Here is a 14,814-nt window from a genome sequence, read left to right as displayed (position 1 = left end):
TCATGACGACAACAGATCGGCCAGCTCGGTGCGGGAACTGACGCCCAGCTTCGGAAAGGCGCGATAGAGGTGGTGCCCGACCGTGCGCGGGCTCAGGAACAGCTGGGCGCCGATCTCCCGGTTGCTGGCACCGGCCGCCGCCAGCCGAACCACCTCCCGCTCCTGCGGGCTCAGCACACTGATCGGCCCGTCCTCGTGAGCCGTCAGCCCGGTCTCCCCACCCGCGGCGCCGAGCTCCGTCCTGGCCCGGTCGGCCCAGGGCCGCGCACCCAGCCGTTCGAAGCCGGCGAGAGCGGCCCGCAACTGCTCCCGGGCGTCGATGTGGCGGCGCAGGCGTCGCAACCACTCCCCGTACAGCAGCGCCGTACGGGCCCGGTCGTACCCGCTCCCGCCCTCGTGGAGGGCCAGCGCCGCGACGAAGTGCTCCTCGGCCTCGGCGTCCGGTCCGGTGAGCGCCTGGCAACGGCGGGCCGACGCGGCGAACCCGGCCTGTCCCAGTGCGTTCGCCCACTCCTCGAGCGACCGGACCGCGTCCGACGCCCGCTCCGGGCGGCCCGCCCGTACTGCGGCCTCGATCAGATCCGGCAGCAGCGGCAGGCGGAGCAGCGGGTGGTTCACTTGGTCGGAGGCCGTCTCCAACTGCTCCAGAGCCGCTTCCGCCCGGCCCAGGCCGAGTTCGAGCAGGCCTCGTGCCCACAGGGCGTCCGCCGCCCCGCGACCGACCCCGCGCGGGCGGGTGTACTCCAGCGCCTCGCCGGTCAACGTACGGACCCGCTCCTCCGCGCCCCGTACCGCGGCCGGCATCGCCAGAGCGGCACGCAGGTGGGCGGCCCGGTGGGCGAGGTCGTAGTACTCGGCCAGCTGGAGCGCCTCGACGGCCCGTACGGACGCCTCCTCATGGTGGCCCCGCGACAGCTCGGTCCGGACCAGTAGATGCAGCGCGGTGGGCAACCAGCCGCTGACGCCCTGGTCGCGACAGTGCGCGACGACTCCGGCGGCGGTCTCCCGGGCCGCCGCATGATCACCGGTCAACTGCAGGTAGATCCCGGTCATCAAGCGGTCCATCAGACCGTCGGCCGGGGCGTCCACGAGCGTACGGACCACCTGTAGCGCGCCGGGCACGTCCCCGCCGAACAGCCCGGCCGGTACGGCCAGCACCGGCAGGGCGGGGGAGCGGAGCGCGATCTCCTCCATCAGCGCGGCGTCCCCGGCGCAGAACGCCGCGTGGACCGCGTCCGTCAGCAGCGAAGGCATCATGTCCGGGCGCTCGACGCCCGTCAGGTCCGCGCTGTCGACCAGGATCCGAGCCGCCCTGTCCGGCCTGTGGTAGCCCAATTCCACCACCGCCCGGGCGCGCGCCAAGCTGGACGCCACGCCGGGATCCTCCGGCGCCGGCCGGACCTGGTCGGCCAACGCTTCGCACCGCTCGTCCTGTCCGGCATCCGCGGCCCGTTGCGCCGCCGACACCAGCCGCCGCGCCCGCACCTGCGGATCCGCGGTGAGGTGGGCGGCACGCTCGTAGGCGGCGGATGCCGAGGCCATCGCCTGCCGACTGTCGGCCCACTCGGCGACCCGTTCCAGCTCCTCGGCGACCGTCTCGTCCGGACCCGTCGACGCGGCGGCCAGGTGCCAGGCCCGCCGATGGGCCTGGCCGGTCTCACCCAGCGCCTCGGCCAGCGCCCGGTGGGCGGCGATCCGCCGGGCGAGCGGGGCGCCCTGGTACGTGGCGTACCGGACCAGCGGGTGCCGAAAGCGCAGCGTCTGCCCGGAGAGCAGGAGGAACCCGGCCCGCTCGGCCGGCTCCAGGTCCTCGACGGCGGAGCCGAGCCGGCCCGCGGCACGCAGCACCACGGTGAGGTCCCCCGTATCGTCGGCGGCGGCCACCAGAAGCACCGTCTGCGCGGCCTCGGGAAGCCGCCGGAGCTGTTCCAGGAACCCGTCCTGGATCCGGGCCGGCAGCCCGGCGGCAGCGTCGGGCAGCGCGGACGGGCCCAGCCGGCCGGCACGTTGGGCCGGAGTGAGCGCGGCCGACAACTCGATCAGAGCCAGCGGGTTGCCCCGGGCCTCCTCGATGACCCGGTCCACGACGTACGGCGGCAGGCCCGGCACCAACTCGGCGGCATCCGACCGATCCAGCCCCTCGACCAGCAGCTGGGGCAGCCCCTTCACAGCCGCACCGGGAGCCCCGTCGCGGACCGCGAAGAGCATCACCACCCCCTCCGCCCGCAGCCGGCGCGCGGCGAAGGTCAGCATGTCCACCGACGGCTGGTCGAGCCACTGCGCATCGTCGACCAGGCACAGCAGCGGCCCGTCGGCCGCGGCCTCCGACAGGAGGGTGAGAACGGCGAGTCCGACGCTGAAAGGATCGCGCACGCTGTCGGTGCTCAGGCCGAACACGGAGCGCAGGGCGGCCGCTTGGGGCTCCGGCAACACATCGATCAGCTCCATCACCGGCAGGAAGAGCTGGTGCAGGCCACCGAAGGCCATCTCCATCTCCGACTCGATGCCCTCGACCCGCAACACGCGCGCGTCCTGGGCCCGCCCGGCGGCATGGTCGAGCAGCGCCGTCTTCCCGATGCCCGCCTCTCCGTGCACCAGCAGGACACCACTCGCCCCCTGGCGGGCGTCCGCGAGCAACTGCTCGATCCGCTCCCGCTCCGCGTACCGCCCCCGCACGACCGACCCCGCCTCCGTGTACCGACCACCCCGCCGGGGCCCGACGGGCCGCGCGACAGCCTCCGGAGACTATCCCGATGATCAGCACGCCACCCGCACCAGGGCCGCCCCGGCGGAGCGTGCAGCGTGCAGTTCAGAGGCGTCGGCGGCTCCCGCAGGCCGCGGGAGCTCGTCGGGAGGGGTGGGATGGCCGAAGCCCCTGTCCGGTCCCCGGTGGGTCGGGGTCCGGCAGGGGCTGATCGGGCGCGTGTGTGACCGTGTGTCACGGGGTGGGTGCGGAGTGCTGCGCGGTGGGGTTCTACTTCGGGGCCGGAGCGGGTGCCGGTGCCGGTGCCGGGGCCGGTGCCGGGGCGGGGGCGGGCTTGTCGGGCTTGTGTTCGCAGTAGACCTTGCCCTGGTAGAACTTGCAGCCGGGCATGTTCTCGATGTCGCGGACCTTGTTCTTCTTGCCCTGGTGCTTCTGGTTCTTCTGGTTCTTCCTGCTCTTGTCGTTGTGTCGGTCGTTCTTCTTGTCGTGGTGGTCGTGGCCGCTCCTGGCGTGGTCCACCTGTCCGGCGGCGGGCGGGGTCGTCCGTGCGGTGGTCGTCGCGGCGAAGGCGCTGCTGGGTATCAGCACGCCGCCTCCGACGATCGCGGCCGAGACGGCGAGCATCGCGTAACGCTGCTTCCGGGAGGTGCGGACCATGGGAGTGACTCCGATGTGAGGTGGGGGAGGGTTCGGTTCCAGAGAGTCTCGGGCGGTTTGTCCCGTTTTGCTCTCTGATGAAAAGACTGACCTCGGGACTTCATGAAGCTGTCCGTCGACTGTCACAGGCGCGTGACAGGCCCCCGCCCCCCGCTCAGGGCCGCCGGCAGGCGAGCCCGCCCGTCATGCGGCAGCCGCCCACCCGCGGGTACGGGCCTGCCGGCGCAGCTCCGCCCGGGTGCCGTGCGAGCCGCCGGGCCTCGTCCAGTAGTCCAGCAACTGCGACAACAGGTCGATGGCCGCCGGCTCTGCCCCGTGACTGCCGAGCGTGCCCGCGACCGCGCTGCGGATTCCTTCGCCCGAGGCCTGCGCGGCGTGGGCCGGCAGGTCGAGATCAGCCGTGTGGTCGGCCGTCTCGGCCGGAATCCGGGCGAGCACCTGACGGGCGTACCCGTTTCCCGCCTCCACGGCAGCCGCGAGATGCCCTTCCACGGGTGCCCGGACCCCTGTGTGATCATGGGGCGTTGCATTCCTTCGCCCGCGAGGTGATCTTTTGACGAAGGTGGCACTGCGTCCTTACGCACTGTTGCCTCGGCAGTACGACGAGCGGAACGTCCTGGCCTCCACGATCGATCCGCGGGGCCGGGCCCTCTGGCTGATCTGCCCCGACGCCCGTTTTCCTTACAGGTGGGCAGGCAGGGACGTCCCGAAACCGGTGGTCCTACCCTTCGACGCCCTCGTCGTCATCAGCGACCGGGGGGAGATTCGGGAACAGGCCTTGCACGGCGTGGCCGTGGAACCGGACGTCTTCGACGCCCTTCCGGGCGGCGGGTTCGTGGTCTCCGGCAGCGGAGGGCCCAACGCACGGTCCGGCCAGATCTTCGGCCCGGACGGACGCTCCCGGTGCCGGTTCCCCCTGGGCACGCACCTCACGCACCTGGTCGCGGACGGTAGGGCCGGTTTCTGGACGGGATACGCCGACGAGGGGATCTACAGCGGTGACCGCGTCAGCGCGGGCGGGCTGGTCCGCTGGGACGGCAGCGGAAACGCCGTCCGGGCCCTGGACCCCCCGGAGCCCTACCAGCACGTGGCGGACGTCAGCACGGTCAACGTCTCAGACTCCGTGGTCCACGCCACGTATTGGCCCGGCGCAGCACTCGCCCGAACGGGGCGCAGCGGGACACTCCACATCCGCGCTCTCCCGGTTTCACGCCCGTCCGGCCTCGCGGTCCGCGGGGACCGGCTGCTCCTGCTCGGAGGGAGCGAGCAGGGCGTCGCCACCGTGAGTCGGGTGAATGCCCTCCACCACATCCGGCTGACGGACGACGGAGCCGTGGTCGAGGGCCGTGAGGCCGTCGCCTTCCCGAACGGCGACCCCGTCCGGCGCTACGCCCGCCCGGTCTGCAGGGGGCCGCACATCTTCTTGCGTACGCTCCGCACGTTGCGGCAGTGGTGGGTGCTGACCGCGCCGTAGCCCTCGGCAAGGGGCCTTCCGGCGACCGGAGTCCCGGGGCGGGCTGGGTGTGGCCAAACGCAGTCATGCCGTCCTGGTGACCCGGCCCATCGACCTGAACGCCGCCGGCGAGGCTCTGCTGATCGCCCCCGGACCGGCCATGGCCGGCGGCTGCTCTCCATCCCTGGCCGCATCGTCCATCCCGCCTCCCATGGCCACCACCGGGCCGCACAGCCCCCTCGGTTCACCCGCGAAAACCCCCGTTGCAACCGATTGTCAGTGCTGTTCGGCAGGCTGTGCGTATGACGAATCGAGATGAGTACCGTGGCGCCGCCGGCCGGTCCGGACTGCCTCCGGCGGCCCGAGAGTTGCTCGTGGCAACCGAATGGGACGACCTGCGGCATGCGTACGGGAGCGCCGGGGACATCCCGCCGTACCTCTGCCAACTCGTCGACGCGGATCCCGAGACGCAGGCCGAGGCTCTGGGAATGCTCGAGATGTCGGTGCTGCACCAGGGGTCCCTGTACAGCTCCACGCCGCCGGCCGCACTGTTCGTCGCGGCGATCCTGACCCACCCCCAGACTTCGGCCGAGCACGAGAGCTTCTTCCCTTGGGATGATCGGGCCCGGCCCCTGCGAGCCGCACTGCTCGACTGGCTCGGCCAGATCGCCGACTCCGCCTCCTACGGCGAGGACCCCGACAGCGCCGGCGAGTTCGGGGATGAGTACGACGCCGAGGACGGGGACGAAGACGAGGACAGGGACGAGCTCGAAGCGATACGCGCATGCCGGGGTATCCGGCCCGAGCTCTACGACGCGGTCGAACCGTTCCTCGACGATCCGCACCCGGACACCCGAGAGGCAGCCCTCGGAGCGGTCACCCTCCTGCTGAAGGCACCTGACCTCGCCGAACTCGTCCCGCGCGCCGCTCGCCGCCTGCGTGGCGTTCTCGCCGCGGACGGCAGTCGTAGGGAACGCTCCTCCGCAGCTCTGGCCTTGGGCGCTTGGGGCCAGGACACCAGCAGCCTCCTCGATGATCCCGATCCAGCGGTGCGCGCCTGCGCCGCACTGGCCACCGGATGCGCGCGCATGCCCCACGCCACCGCCGTCCTGCTCGAAGCCCTGCAGAACCCGGCCGAGGCGGATCAGTGGTTCCCCGACCCACTGCCTCAGATCGACGGCTGGCTCCGCTTCACCCTCCTCCAGGCCGTCCTTGACCGCGTCGACGCGTTCGAGGACCTGGCACCGGCGGCCATGGCCCTGATGCCGCTCGCCAGTGATTACACCGTCGACCGCGATTGGGGTCCGCTGCTCGTCAAAGCCTTTCCCGCCGGCTACAGCCCTGGCCTGAGGCTGTCGGCCGCGCAACGAGGGCTTCTGGCGGCCGTCGCCGCCAATGACAACTGCTGGGGAAACATCGGCAACAAGTTCCGCTGGCTTCGGGAGACCGGCCTGCCAGAGCAGCGCGACGCCATTCGAGCGCTGCTCTGATCACAGGGCCGTCGGCTGCGGGGCCGAGACGAAAGCCGCCGGCGCGGGAGACCCGGTCGCCCGCCCGCGCTTCGGACCGGTCACAGGCCGGCGATGTCCCCGGCCCTCTTGAGTGCGGAGCCGAACGCGTCCGCCACGGCGTTGTGCCGCTTCGTGCGGGCCACCCGGTCCGCCGGGACCAGGCGTGCGGCGGCCTGCACGGCGTAGGCGTCCGGATCGCCGAAGGCGGCCTGTGGGTGCTCGCCCGTGTCCGCGCAGTGGGCCGTGACCTCCTTGACCGCCTGGAGCACGACTGCCCGGTCCACGCCCGGCTGCAAGGCCAGCCGCACCTGGAAACGCGCCATCCACTTTTCACGGTTCTTGTCCGCCATGTGCTCTCCCCGGTGATCGAAACCCTCTTCGTGTCGTGGGACGCCAGGGTGTCGGAACGGGTTGCGAAATGCCTGACGTCGGGCCGCCGACGGGCTCGATCCGGTCGGCCGTGAGGCGACTTCGGGGCTCGGCGGCTTCCATGACCTGAGCCCGCTCGTCAACGTGACGCCCTCCGCCCCGGCGGAGCGGCCCACCCGGGATGGGTGAGAGCCGGCCTCGGACACGTCACGTTTCGACCACGCGCGAGAACGCCCCGTGACCTCGGCGGACAGACGTCACGGGGCTCTCCTCGGGCACGGACACCGTCCGGGCGGCCGGCGGCCGGCGGCTAACGGGAGGCGGTCACCGGCTGAGCGACCGGAGCGCCGCCGCGTCGTACGGCTTCAGCTCGTCGAAGCGGTTGCCGAGGACCTTCGCCGCCCAGTGCGGGTCCTGGAGCAGCGCCCGGCCGACGGCGACCATGTCGAACTCGTCGCGTTCCATGCGGTCCAGCAGGTTGTCGATGTCGCCGAGCGCCGCACCCTCGCCGACGAAGGCGCGGATGAAGTCGCCGTCCAGGCCGACCGAGCCGACGGTGATGGTCGGCCGGCCGGTGAGCTTCTTGGTCCAGCCCGCCAGATTCAGGTCCGAGCCCTCGAACTCCGGGATCCAGTAACGCCGGGTGGAGGCGTGGAACGCGTCGACGCCGGCCGCCGCCAGCGGGGCCAGGATCGCCTCCAGCTCCTCCGGAGTCTGCGCGAGCCGGGCGTCGTAGGCCTCCTGCTTCCACTGGGAGTAGCGGAAGATCACCGGGAAGTCGGACGCGACGCGCTCGCGGACCGCCGTCACGATCTCCGCGGCGAACTTCGTACGGGCCACCGCGTCGCCGCCGTAGGCGTCGGTACGGCGGTTGGTCCGCTCCCACAGGAACTGGTCGAGCAGGTAGCCGTGGGCGCCGTGCAGTTCGATGCCGTCGAAGCCGATTCGCTCGGCCTCCGCGGCGGCATCGGCGAACGCGCCGATGACGTCGTCGAGGTCGGCGCGGGTCATCGCCTTGCCGGTTCCCTCGGTGCCGTCGACGCGGATGCCGGAGGGGCCGACGGCGGGCGCGTCGGCGTACGGCGCCTCGCCGTGCTTGCGCACCATGCCTATGTGCCACAGCTGGGGCACGATCGTGCCGCCCGCCTCGTGCACGGCCGCGGCCACCTTCGCCCACCCCGCCAGCTGGTCCTCGCCGTGGAACCGCGGCACCCGGTCGCTCTGCCCCGCGGAGTCGTGGCCGACGTAGGTGCCCTCGGTGACGATCAGGCCCACGCCCGCGGCGGCCCGGCTGGCGTAGTACGCCTGCACGTCCTCGCCGGGCACACCGCCGGGGGAGAACATCCGCGTCATCGGAGCCATCGCGATGCGATTGGGCACGGTCAGGCCGTTCAGCGTGACGGGCCGGGACAGGATCTCGGCCGCGCGGGAGGCGGTGGACGTGGTGACGGTCATGCGGGTCCTCCGGGTGGAAGCTGTGGCTCGTCGGGTGACAACGAGAAGTGCATAGTACACATGCTATGTATCATGCATATTGCCGCCCGGGTGGAGAGCCGGCGGCCCGGGCCCCCTGCCGAGCCACGGGTCGGCGATAATGGAGTGTCGAAAGGAGCGGGGGCGTGGTGCTGGAGAAACTGGAGCGGGAGCTGATGCTCCTCTCGCGGCACCAGGTGCTTGCCCGGCGCGAACGCGACCCCGAACGCCTGGAGCGGTCGGCGTACCTGCTGCTCAGCCGGATCGACACGCAAGGGCCCATGTCCATCGGACAGTTGGCGGAGGCCTTCGGCCTCGACACCTCGACCGTGAACCGCCAGACGGCCGCACTGCTGCGCTGCGGCCTCGCCGAGCGCGTCGCCGACCCGGACGGCGGCATGGCACGCAAGCTGCGCATCACCGTCGAAGGCGGGCGCCGGCTCGCCGGGGACCGTGAGGTCAATCAGTCCTGCCTGGCCCGGGTGGTGGCCCACTGGTCCCCCGAGGAGGTGCGGGAGCTGGAGGACGTCCTGGTCCGACTCAACCGCAGTGCGGAGGCCCTCGAAGGACGCTACTGGCCGCGCGCGGAGGAGGACCACGCCCGCCCCGCGTGTCAGCCGCGGATGCCGCAGGAGCCCGCGCCCCCAGCCCCGACCGCCCCGTAGAAGCGGTAGTCGTTCGGGCACGGACGGTCCGCATGGGTCGATCGCGTCGATCGCGTCGATCGGGTCGATCTGTGCATCGATCTTGGGCCGGTCCGTGGAAGGACCCCGGCCCGCCCGGGGTCCTTGTTCGGTCGAACCATGGCGCGGCCCGGACGCGGGGACATCAAGTGATCGGCTGCGAGGTCCCGTCGGGCAGCGTGCAGGTTTCTCCGGCGTAGGGGCGTGCCGTGACCTGTCCGCCCGCGGCCGTGCATTCGTCTCTGGTGATGTTCGGAGACGAGGCGGCCTCAGCGCCGACCGCGCCGAAGGCGCTCATGCCGGCAAGGGTTGCCGAAGCAAGGGCGAGGCCCAGGATTTTTCGCATGCGCATGACTTCCTCCTCCTCGCAGGCGCCTTCGTCGCCTTCGAGAAGGACCGAACTTCGGGCGACGGCGCCCTCCTCTTCAGCATGGGCGCTCCGCGAGCGGCCCGCGAGGCGGGGTGGGCGCCGTGCCCGGGCGGTGACTGCCCGATCCCGGAGCGGACTCACCCGGGTCGACGCTCACGGCGTCACGGCGTCACGGTTCGTACGGGTCCCGGTGCTCGCGAGGCAATCGTGTCGGTGGGGTGGGGGTCCTACGACGTTGAGGACGGGTTCTTCCCCTTCGCGGATCTCGAAGACGAAAACGACGCCGGTGGAAGTGGCCCGGACCGCGCGCTGACCGCCGAAGGTCAGGGGTACGTAGGGCTGCCAGGCGCAACCGGCGCGATCGAGGTGATCGATCACGTCGGTGTACTCGAGCCTGCCGGGGAACGACTCTCGGCCGCCGACCAGGCCGCCAGGGAGATCGATGACATCGCGCCACGTCTGGAGGCAGATGAGGATGACCTTCTGGCAAGGGCAGACACTCACCTCGAGGTCGCCGTACGCGAACAGCCGCGGCCAGGATCGACGCTTTCCGACGACCACCTCCCATGGCTGGCCCAGGGCGGCGGTCACCTCGTCCCAGGCCGCGCCGTTCGAGACCGGGCCCAGCCGTCCTGACCTGGCCAGTTCCGTGACGACGTCGATCAGCTCCATAGGGCGGGAGCCTGCCATCGGCGGCGACGAACTGTCCAACGGGTTCACGTACGGACGCGGCGTCGCTCTCCTGCCGTCTCGGCCGGGCTCTGACTGTGAGAGCTTCGAGCACCGGTGCAGGTGGGCCCCTTCGTAGCCGGCATCCGGCGTGCGTGATGCATGAGGCTCCTGGCGTGGGGCAGGCGGGAGTCCAGGTACGGGAAGGGCGCCGAGGGGCACAGCTCGCCGCCCACTGTCGACCGGAGGAGTTGTTTCCGCGTGACTGAGCATGTGTGGGGTTTCAAGTCGACCGCCGGCTACCTGGTCGGTACCGATATGACCGGGTTCGAGGTCGAGGCCACCGACGGGAACGTCGGCACGGTCGACAGGCACTCCGACGAGGTCGGTGACGCCTATCTGGTGGTGGACACGGGAGTGTGGATCTTCGGCAAGGAGGTCCTGCTCCCGGCGAGCATCGTGGTCCGTGTCGACGCGGCCGAGCGGAAGATCTACGTCGACCGCACGAAGGGCCAGATCAAGGACGCCCCGGAGTTCCACCGCGACCGCCACCTCGGTGACGCCGGCTACCGCGAGGACCTGGGTACGTACTACGGCACCGGCGCCCCGTTCGGCGGCCGCCCGGCCTGATCCGGAACCCAACCCGGGAAGGGGCCCGAACTCGACGAGTTCGGGCCCCTTCCCGTGCCCCGCCGCGAGTAGCTCGGCCCTGCTGATCCGCGCCCCGGGCGGCTGGGACGCGGTCGGCGGCGGCCTGGTCGGGCAGTTCCGGTCCGGCGCCCCGGAGGCGTTCGGAGATCTCGCAGCCGCCCGATATCGTCAAGCCGGAGGAAGGGGAAGTCGTAGCCGAGAACAGCAGAGGGGGAGCGAGCTCCGTGAACGACGTGCACGAGGAACTGTGCTGGGCGGGCCCCGCCATGGTGACCGTGTTCGTCATCGGCGCCGGCAACGACCCGTTACCGCCGCAGGCCTTCAACGTCGCCGGACTTGCGCCCGACCAGGTGCACCCCTTCATGCTGGACGAGCAACCGCCGGAGATCGCTCCGCTCGGCCTCATGTCGTACGACCTCACCTTTCACACCGCCTCACTCGACCTGCGCACCTATACGCGCGAGGTCCTGCGCCGCCTGTGCGCCGACGGCCAGGCCGTGGCCTGGGCCGGTTACGAAGGGTCGTTCCACTACGACCATCTCCTCACCGAGGACATCGCCCACATGCTCTACGGGCACTGCGTGAGTGGCGCCGAACCCGTGACCGCCTGGGACCGGGCCACGCTGCGAAGCACCGCCTGGAAGGAAGGCCTGGCCGAGGCCCGTGCCGCTCTGGTAGCGCTGATGTCGCGGCCCTGAGCCGCTCGAAGTCAGACTGAGCCTCCGGTCGGCCGGTGGGCCGGCCGCGGGCCCGGCGCCGGCGCCGTGAAAGGCTGGGGTATGCCATTTCACCTGCGGTTCTTCTTCGAGTACGGCGTCGATACGCCGCTATGGCCCGGCCCGTCGGGCGCGCCCGAGCTCGACAGCCCCTACGGACACCCCTGTGTGCCGGAGAGGCTGCCCGTGGCCTCCTCCACCGCGGCCGAGCTCACACGGCTCGCCGACCTGTACCAGTCCACACTCGACTGGGAGCACCCGGTGGGTCCCTCGTCCTGGACCCCTGAGCAGTGGGAGTCGTTCCGAGGGGAAGTCGACGCGGCGCTGGGGGAGTTGCGTCGCGAGCTGGGCGACAGCTGGACCGTCGAGGATCTCAGGAACTGAGCGAGCCCACCGGGTCCGGCAGCCGGAGCCGACGAGGGTGTCGCATCGGCGTGCTATCGAGACCCTCGAGGCCTCTCCACGTACGCCGCCAGGTTGGCCAGAGAGGAGGAGATCCCGGCCTCGTGCACCGCCTGGTCGATGCCGGGTGGTACGTCCGTCGCGGTGACGGTCACATCGGTCCCGGCCGCCGCGGCGGTCAGTTGCCAGGTCAGGGTCATGGTGCCCGCGTACGCCACGTCGTCGGACTCGAAGACGGCCCGCTGTACGACGCGCTCCGGCGGCGTCAGATCGGCGAAGTCGACGTCGACGACATCCGTCACGTCCGAGGTCTTGCCAGGAGCGCCGGCGGGGTCGAGGTGGGTCAAGACCATGCGGAAGCCGCCTCCGGGTCGGGGATCCCAACGGTCGATCCGCCCGCGCATTCCGTCCGGCGGTAGCCAGTTCTCGAGGGAGTCACGATCGACGAGCGCGGCGTACACGGCAGCCGGTGGTGCCGCGATCATCCGGCCTGCGCGGTCTGTCCTGCTCATGGGTCGATCCTAGGCCGTCACGTCCCGTCACGTCCCGTCCTGACCCGGAAGACGGCGTTCGCGCCGTCAGTCGTGCTCACGGCCGAGGGTCCGCCGCAGGGTGATGCCGTAGCTCGTACGCAGCCGGCGAAGCCCCCACACGGACAGCGCGCTCGGAACGCGTGGTGGACGCAGAGCACGGCGGAGGCGAGCGCGAACGGGAAGACGAAGAGCCCGGCGAGCGCCCCGAACGGGCCGATCACGCTCGCGTACGGCTAGCCGAAGGACATCACCAGGACCGTGGCGAGGAGCGACCCGATGGCGATCGCCGGACCGCGCAGCCGGGCCCGGTAGAACGCCGGCCCGGGCGGCCGGGCGGCGAACACGAACGCGGCCAGACCGAGCGGGCCGATGACGAGCAGAAGTCCGGCGCTGACCAGGACTTCGGTGAACTCGTCGTCGACGACCCCGCGGGCCCCCTCGCGGCCGGTGGATCCGCGCCGCGAGCACGAACGGCGCCCGCACCACCCGCACCCACCCGGGCCTACGCTCTTCGGGCCCGGAAACGGGCCTGGAAGCGGGCCACCCGGGCGCGGGTGGTCGCCGGTGTCAACTCGTGGTGCGCTCACCCAAATTGGTGTTGATCACCGCATGGTAGGAGCCCCCTGATCCATTTCCCGCCCCAGGTGTTGCCCGCGCCTTTTGGAGGGCTGCACCACCTGTGCCCGCCTGGGCTTCGCTCACGGTGCGGGGGACGGGAGGTAGTGGATCCGCGGGCCGGGGCGGTAGCGGCTCAGGAAGGGGGGTCGGTAGGTGCCTTCGACGAGGCCGAGCAGGAATTCCGTGACGGGTCCGGGGACTTCGTGCCACTCGCCCTCCTCCGTCTCCACCACCACGCGCCAGTCGGCAGGGTCCGGCTCCTCGGGAAGGAGGTAGTAGGTGGTGCCGCCTTCCTCTCCGCCCCACTCGATCAAGCCGCCGGCCCGGGGACGGAAGGGGAAGGGGTCGCGGTCGGTGCCGGAACTCGGCCGCTCGGACAGTGGCCAGAGCCGTGCCTGCTCGTCCGCCGTGCCCTCCATGGGCCGGTCCATCCAGAGGAACCCGTCGAAGGCGCCGGGACCGTACACATCGAGGAACGCTTTGTAGTCGGCCGGAAGGCGGACACCGAGATGCTCCTCGGCGGCCTCCCAGAGGCGTGGCCGTGCCCACCCCCAGCAGGCCGGCTCACCGAGCAGTTCCCGCAGTCTCTGCAAAGCGCCGGCCATGCTGTCTCCTGTGCCATGCCTGATCACGGTCGTGAGCGAACCCTTCGGTGCGCCACGGTGCCGGCGTCACGAACCACCGGCGAGGCCTGCCGGTGCCGCCCGGCCGGCGCCGCCCACCCGTTCGCGTACTCCTGGCCCCCGGGGGAGACGCGAGACGCGACACCCAACTGGCCCTCAGGGTACGCGGATCACGCCTCTCGTGCGATCGGTACCATCGCGTGGTCCTGCCCTCCACCCATGCCTGGAGACTCCCCCCATGAACCACCCCCAATCTCATCCCCTCTCCCGCCGCGGCCTCATACGCACCGGTGTCGGCGCCTCACTCGCCGTGCTCGGGCTCGGCGCCGGCGCGCAGGTCGCTTCCGCTGATGTGACCGTGACCAAGCGGTTCGATCTCACGGAGCCGTCGTACGACCTGTTCCGTTCCAAGGACACGCACGGTGCGCGGGTGCAGCAGAGCTTCGCCTTCGACTGGGAGAACAAGTTCCTGTTCGTGGCGACCAAGCGGAGCGGAAGTACCGAGTCCGATGGTGACCTGTGCATCAACAAGATGGACTTCGACGGCAACTACCTCTCTTACATGCACCTCGACGGCTTCGGCCACGGTGTCGCCTTCGCCGCGCTGCCGAGCGGTTCCGGCACCGAGCTGTGGATCGAGTGCGCCGCGAACACCAAGGGGTTCGGCACCGCGCTCGCCCCGATCACCTACAAGGCCAACACCACCCTGGGCTCGCCGGCCGCCGCGGCCGCGTACCGGCCGATTCCTGGGGCCACCGAGTACACCTGCTCCGTGGACCCCGTCCATCGGCGCGTGATCGTCCGCTATCACACCGGCGACGGCAAGCGCATCGCCGTCTATCCTCTCTCTGCCTTCGAGACCCGCACCTTCGGCACGCCACTCGTCGACTTCAAGCAGCCGACGATCGCCGGCACCGCGCAGGGATACGCCCTCTACGGCTCGTACATGTACTACTTGACCGGCGACGCGTACCCGGGCGACGGCACCCCGACCGGCGACGGAAACACGTACGTGACCAGCGTCGACATCAACACGGGCGCCGTGAAGCAGGGCCCCGTGCTCACCAAGGCCGGCTCCACCCTCCACCACCGTGAGCCCGAGGGCTTGGCCATCTACCGTACCGACGCGGGCGAGGCCCGCCTCTTCATAGGCTTCGCCACCGGCCTGGAGGGCGACCGGCGCTCCAGCATCTTCTACAAGAACGCCCTGGTCTGACCCCCTGACCCCCTGCCCCCCTGACGCCGTGGCCCAGGTACGCCGATATCGCCTGGCGACCTGGGCCACGTTCCTGCGTTCCGCGTAATTCAGCGGCCTGGAGTCACGAATCTGGGGTCTGACCTTGGCAGACATGGGTGAGGGCGCCTGAGAGGCGTTTCTCTAG

Annotated in this window: 17 protein-coding genes; 7 read left to right on the top strand and 10 right to left on the bottom strand. The window is 71.1% G+C overall.

The features are described from left to right. The 3 genes from ACGFYY_RS21975 to ACGFYY_RS21965 form a co-directional block, all read right to left on the bottom strand. Entirely contained in the window at positions 1–2,676 is a 2,676-nt protein-coding gene (locus ACGFYY_RS21975; protein ID WP_393711570.1) for an ATP-binding protein, read from the bottom strand. 298 nt (positions 2,677–2,974) lie between these two features. Further along, positions 2,975–3,361 (bottom strand): hypothetical protein, encoded by a 387-nt coding sequence (locus ACGFYY_RS21970; RefSeq protein ID WP_393711568.1) that lies wholly within the window; start codon positions 3,359–3,361, stop codon positions 2,975–2,977. A 183-nt stretch (positions 3,362–3,544) separates the two neighbouring features. After that, positions 3,545–3,853 carry a hypothetical protein gene (locus ACGFYY_RS21965; RefSeq protein ID WP_393711566.1) on the bottom strand — a complete coding sequence of 103 codons (309 nt, stop codon included), beginning with the start codon at positions 3,851–3,853 and terminating at the stop codon, positions 3,545–3,547. 61 nt (positions 3,854–3,914) lie between these two features. On the opposite strand from ACGFYY_RS21965, the gene ACGFYY_RS21960 reads away from it, so the two are divergent. Together ACGFYY_RS21960 and ACGFYY_RS21955 are read left to right on the top strand one after the other, a co-directional pair. Beyond that, on the top strand, positions 3,915–4,835 hold the full coding sequence (locus ACGFYY_RS21960; RefSeq protein ID WP_393711564.1) for a hypothetical protein: 921 nt from the start codon (positions 3,915–3,917) through the stop codon (positions 4,833–4,835). Between the two features lie 281 nt (positions 4,836–5,116). Further along, positions 5,117–6,304 carry a HEAT repeat domain-containing protein gene (locus ACGFYY_RS21955; protein WP_393711562.1) on the top strand — a complete coding sequence of 396 codons (1,188 nt, stop codon included), beginning with the start codon at positions 5,117–5,119 and terminating at the stop codon, positions 6,302–6,304. An 80-nt stretch (positions 6,305–6,384) separates the two neighbouring features. Here ACGFYY_RS21955 and ACGFYY_RS21950 read toward each other — a convergent pair whose 3' ends face one another. After that, a complete protein-coding gene (locus ACGFYY_RS21950; RefSeq protein WP_393711560.1) occupies positions 6,385–6,675 on the bottom strand; it encodes a hypothetical protein in 291 nt (96 codons plus the stop codon). A 343-nt stretch (positions 6,676–7,018) separates the two neighbouring features. Continuing rightward, positions 7,019–8,149: an NADH:flavin oxidoreductase gene (locus tag ACGFYY_RS21945; protein ID WP_393711558.1), complete on the bottom strand. Its 1,131-nt coding sequence runs from the start codon at positions 8,147–8,149 to the stop codon at positions 7,019–7,021. Between the two features lie 194 nt (positions 8,150–8,343). On the opposite strand from ACGFYY_RS21945, the gene ACGFYY_RS21940 reads away from it, so the two are divergent. Next, positions 8,344–8,832 carry a MarR family winged helix-turn-helix transcriptional regulator gene (locus ACGFYY_RS21940; RefSeq protein WP_393711783.1) on the top strand — a complete coding sequence of 163 codons (489 nt, stop codon included), beginning with the start codon at positions 8,344–8,346 and terminating at the stop codon, positions 8,830–8,832. 163 nt (positions 8,833–8,995) lie between these two features. Here the strand turns inward: ACGFYY_RS21940 and ACGFYY_RS21935 are convergent, their stop codons facing one another. Both ACGFYY_RS21935 and ACGFYY_RS21930 read right to left on the bottom strand, forming a co-directional pair. Next, on the bottom strand, positions 8,996–9,202 hold the full coding sequence (locus tag ACGFYY_RS21935) for a hypothetical protein (RefSeq protein ID WP_365272185.1): 207 nt from the start codon (positions 9,200–9,202) through the stop codon (positions 8,996–8,998). A 171-nt stretch (positions 9,203–9,373) separates the two neighbouring features. Beyond that, complete coding sequence (locus ACGFYY_RS21930; protein ID WP_393711556.1) at positions 9,374–9,892, bottom strand: hypothetical protein; 519 nt, start codon at positions 9,890–9,892, stop codon at positions 9,374–9,376. Positions 9,893–10,150: 258 nt separating this feature from the next. Between ACGFYY_RS21930 and ACGFYY_RS21925 the strand changes: the two genes are divergently transcribed. From ACGFYY_RS21925 to ACGFYY_RS21915, 3 genes are all read left to right on the top strand, one after another. Continuing rightward, complete coding sequence (locus tag ACGFYY_RS21925) at positions 10,151–10,519, top strand: PRC-barrel domain-containing protein (protein WP_393711554.1); 369 nt, start codon at positions 10,151–10,153, stop codon at positions 10,517–10,519. 245 nt (positions 10,520–10,764) lie between these two features. Continuing rightward, positions 10,765–11,238 carry a hypothetical protein gene (locus tag ACGFYY_RS21920; protein WP_393711552.1) on the top strand — a complete coding sequence of 158 codons (474 nt, stop codon included), beginning with the start codon at positions 10,765–10,767 and terminating at the stop codon, positions 11,236–11,238. Positions 11,239–11,319: 81 nt separating this feature from the next. Further along, positions 11,320–11,640: a hypothetical protein gene (locus tag ACGFYY_RS21915; protein ID WP_393711550.1), complete on the top strand. Its 321-nt coding sequence runs from the start codon at positions 11,320–11,322 to the stop codon at positions 11,638–11,640. 53 nt (positions 11,641–11,693) lie between these two features. On the opposite strand, the gene ACGFYY_RS21910 is transcribed toward ACGFYY_RS21915, so the two are convergent. From ACGFYY_RS21910 to ACGFYY_RS21900, 3 genes are all read right to left on the bottom strand, one after another. Then, the gene (locus tag ACGFYY_RS21910; RefSeq protein WP_393711548.1) at positions 11,694–12,170 is read right to left on the bottom strand and encodes an SRPBCC domain-containing protein; all 477 of its coding nucleotides are present in this window, start codon (positions 12,168–12,170) and stop codon (positions 11,694–11,696) included. A 254-nt stretch (positions 12,171–12,424) separates the two neighbouring features. Further along, positions 12,425–12,778, bottom strand: a complete 354-nt coding sequence (locus ACGFYY_RS21905) for a hypothetical protein (protein ID WP_393711546.1) — start codon at positions 12,776–12,778, stop codon at positions 12,425–12,427. 111 nt (positions 12,779–12,889) lie between these two features. Next, entirely contained in the window at positions 12,890–13,414 is a 525-nt protein-coding gene (locus tag ACGFYY_RS21900) for an SMI1/KNR4 family protein (protein ID WP_393711544.1), read from the bottom strand. A 256-nt stretch (positions 13,415–13,670) separates the two neighbouring features. On the opposite strand from ACGFYY_RS21900, the gene ACGFYY_RS21895 reads away from it, so the two are divergent. Beyond that, positions 13,671–14,648, top strand: a complete 978-nt coding sequence (locus tag ACGFYY_RS21895; RefSeq protein ID WP_393711542.1) for a teichoic acid biosynthesis protein C — start codon at positions 13,671–13,673, stop codon at positions 14,646–14,648. Positions 14,649–14,814 lie beyond the last annotated feature (166 nt).

Source organism: Streptomyces sp. NPDC048331 (assembly GCF_043201215.1).
Taxonomy (GTDB): domain Bacteria; phylum Actinomycetota; class Actinomycetes; order Streptomycetales; family Streptomycetaceae; genus Streptomyces.
This window is presented reverse-complemented; position numbering and strand designations above follow the sequence as displayed.

Bases quoted from the DNA above. Each gene is read 5' to 3' on its own strand.
- ACGFYY_RS21930 (WP_393711556.1), bottom strand. From the start codon at position 9,892: ATGGAGCTGATCGACGTCGTCACGGAACTGGCCAGGTCAGGACGGCTG.
- ACGFYY_RS21915 (WP_393711550.1), top strand. From the start codon at position 11,320: ATGCCATTTCACCTGCGGTTCTTCTTCGAGTACGGCGTCGATACGCCG.
- ACGFYY_RS21950 (WP_393711560.1), bottom strand. From the start codon at position 6,675: ATGGCGGACAAGAACCGTGAAAAGTGGATGGCGCGTTTCCAGGTGCGG.
- ACGFYY_RS21910 (WP_393711548.1), bottom strand. From the start codon at position 12,170: ATGAGCAGGACAGACCGCGCAGGCCGGATGATCGCGGCACCACCGGCT.
- ACGFYY_RS21970 (WP_393711568.1), bottom strand. From the start codon at position 3,361: ATGGTCCGCACCTCCCGGAAGCAGCGTTACGCGATGCTCGCCGTCTCG.
- ACGFYY_RS21945 (WP_393711558.1), bottom strand. From the start codon at position 8,149: ATGACCGTCACCACGTCCACCGCCTCCCGCGCGGCCGAGATCCTGTCC.
- ACGFYY_RS21900 (WP_393711544.1), bottom strand. From the start codon at position 13,414: ATGGCCGGCGCTTTGCAGAGACTGCGGGAACTGCTCGGTGAGCCGGCC.
- ACGFYY_RS21955 (WP_393711562.1), top strand. From the start codon at position 5,117: ATGACGAATCGAGATGAGTACCGTGGCGCCGCCGGCCGGTCCGGACTG.
- ACGFYY_RS21935 (WP_365272185.1), bottom strand. From the start codon at position 9,202: ATGCGCATGCGAAAAATCCTGGGCCTCGCCCTTGCTTCGGCAACCCTT.
- ACGFYY_RS21895 (WP_393711542.1), top strand. From the start codon at position 13,671: ATGAACCACCCCCAATCTCATCCCCTCTCCCGCCGCGGCCTCATACGC.
- ACGFYY_RS21940 (WP_393711783.1), top strand. From the start codon at position 8,344: ATGCTCCTCTCGCGGCACCAGGTGCTTGCCCGGCGCGAACGCGACCCC.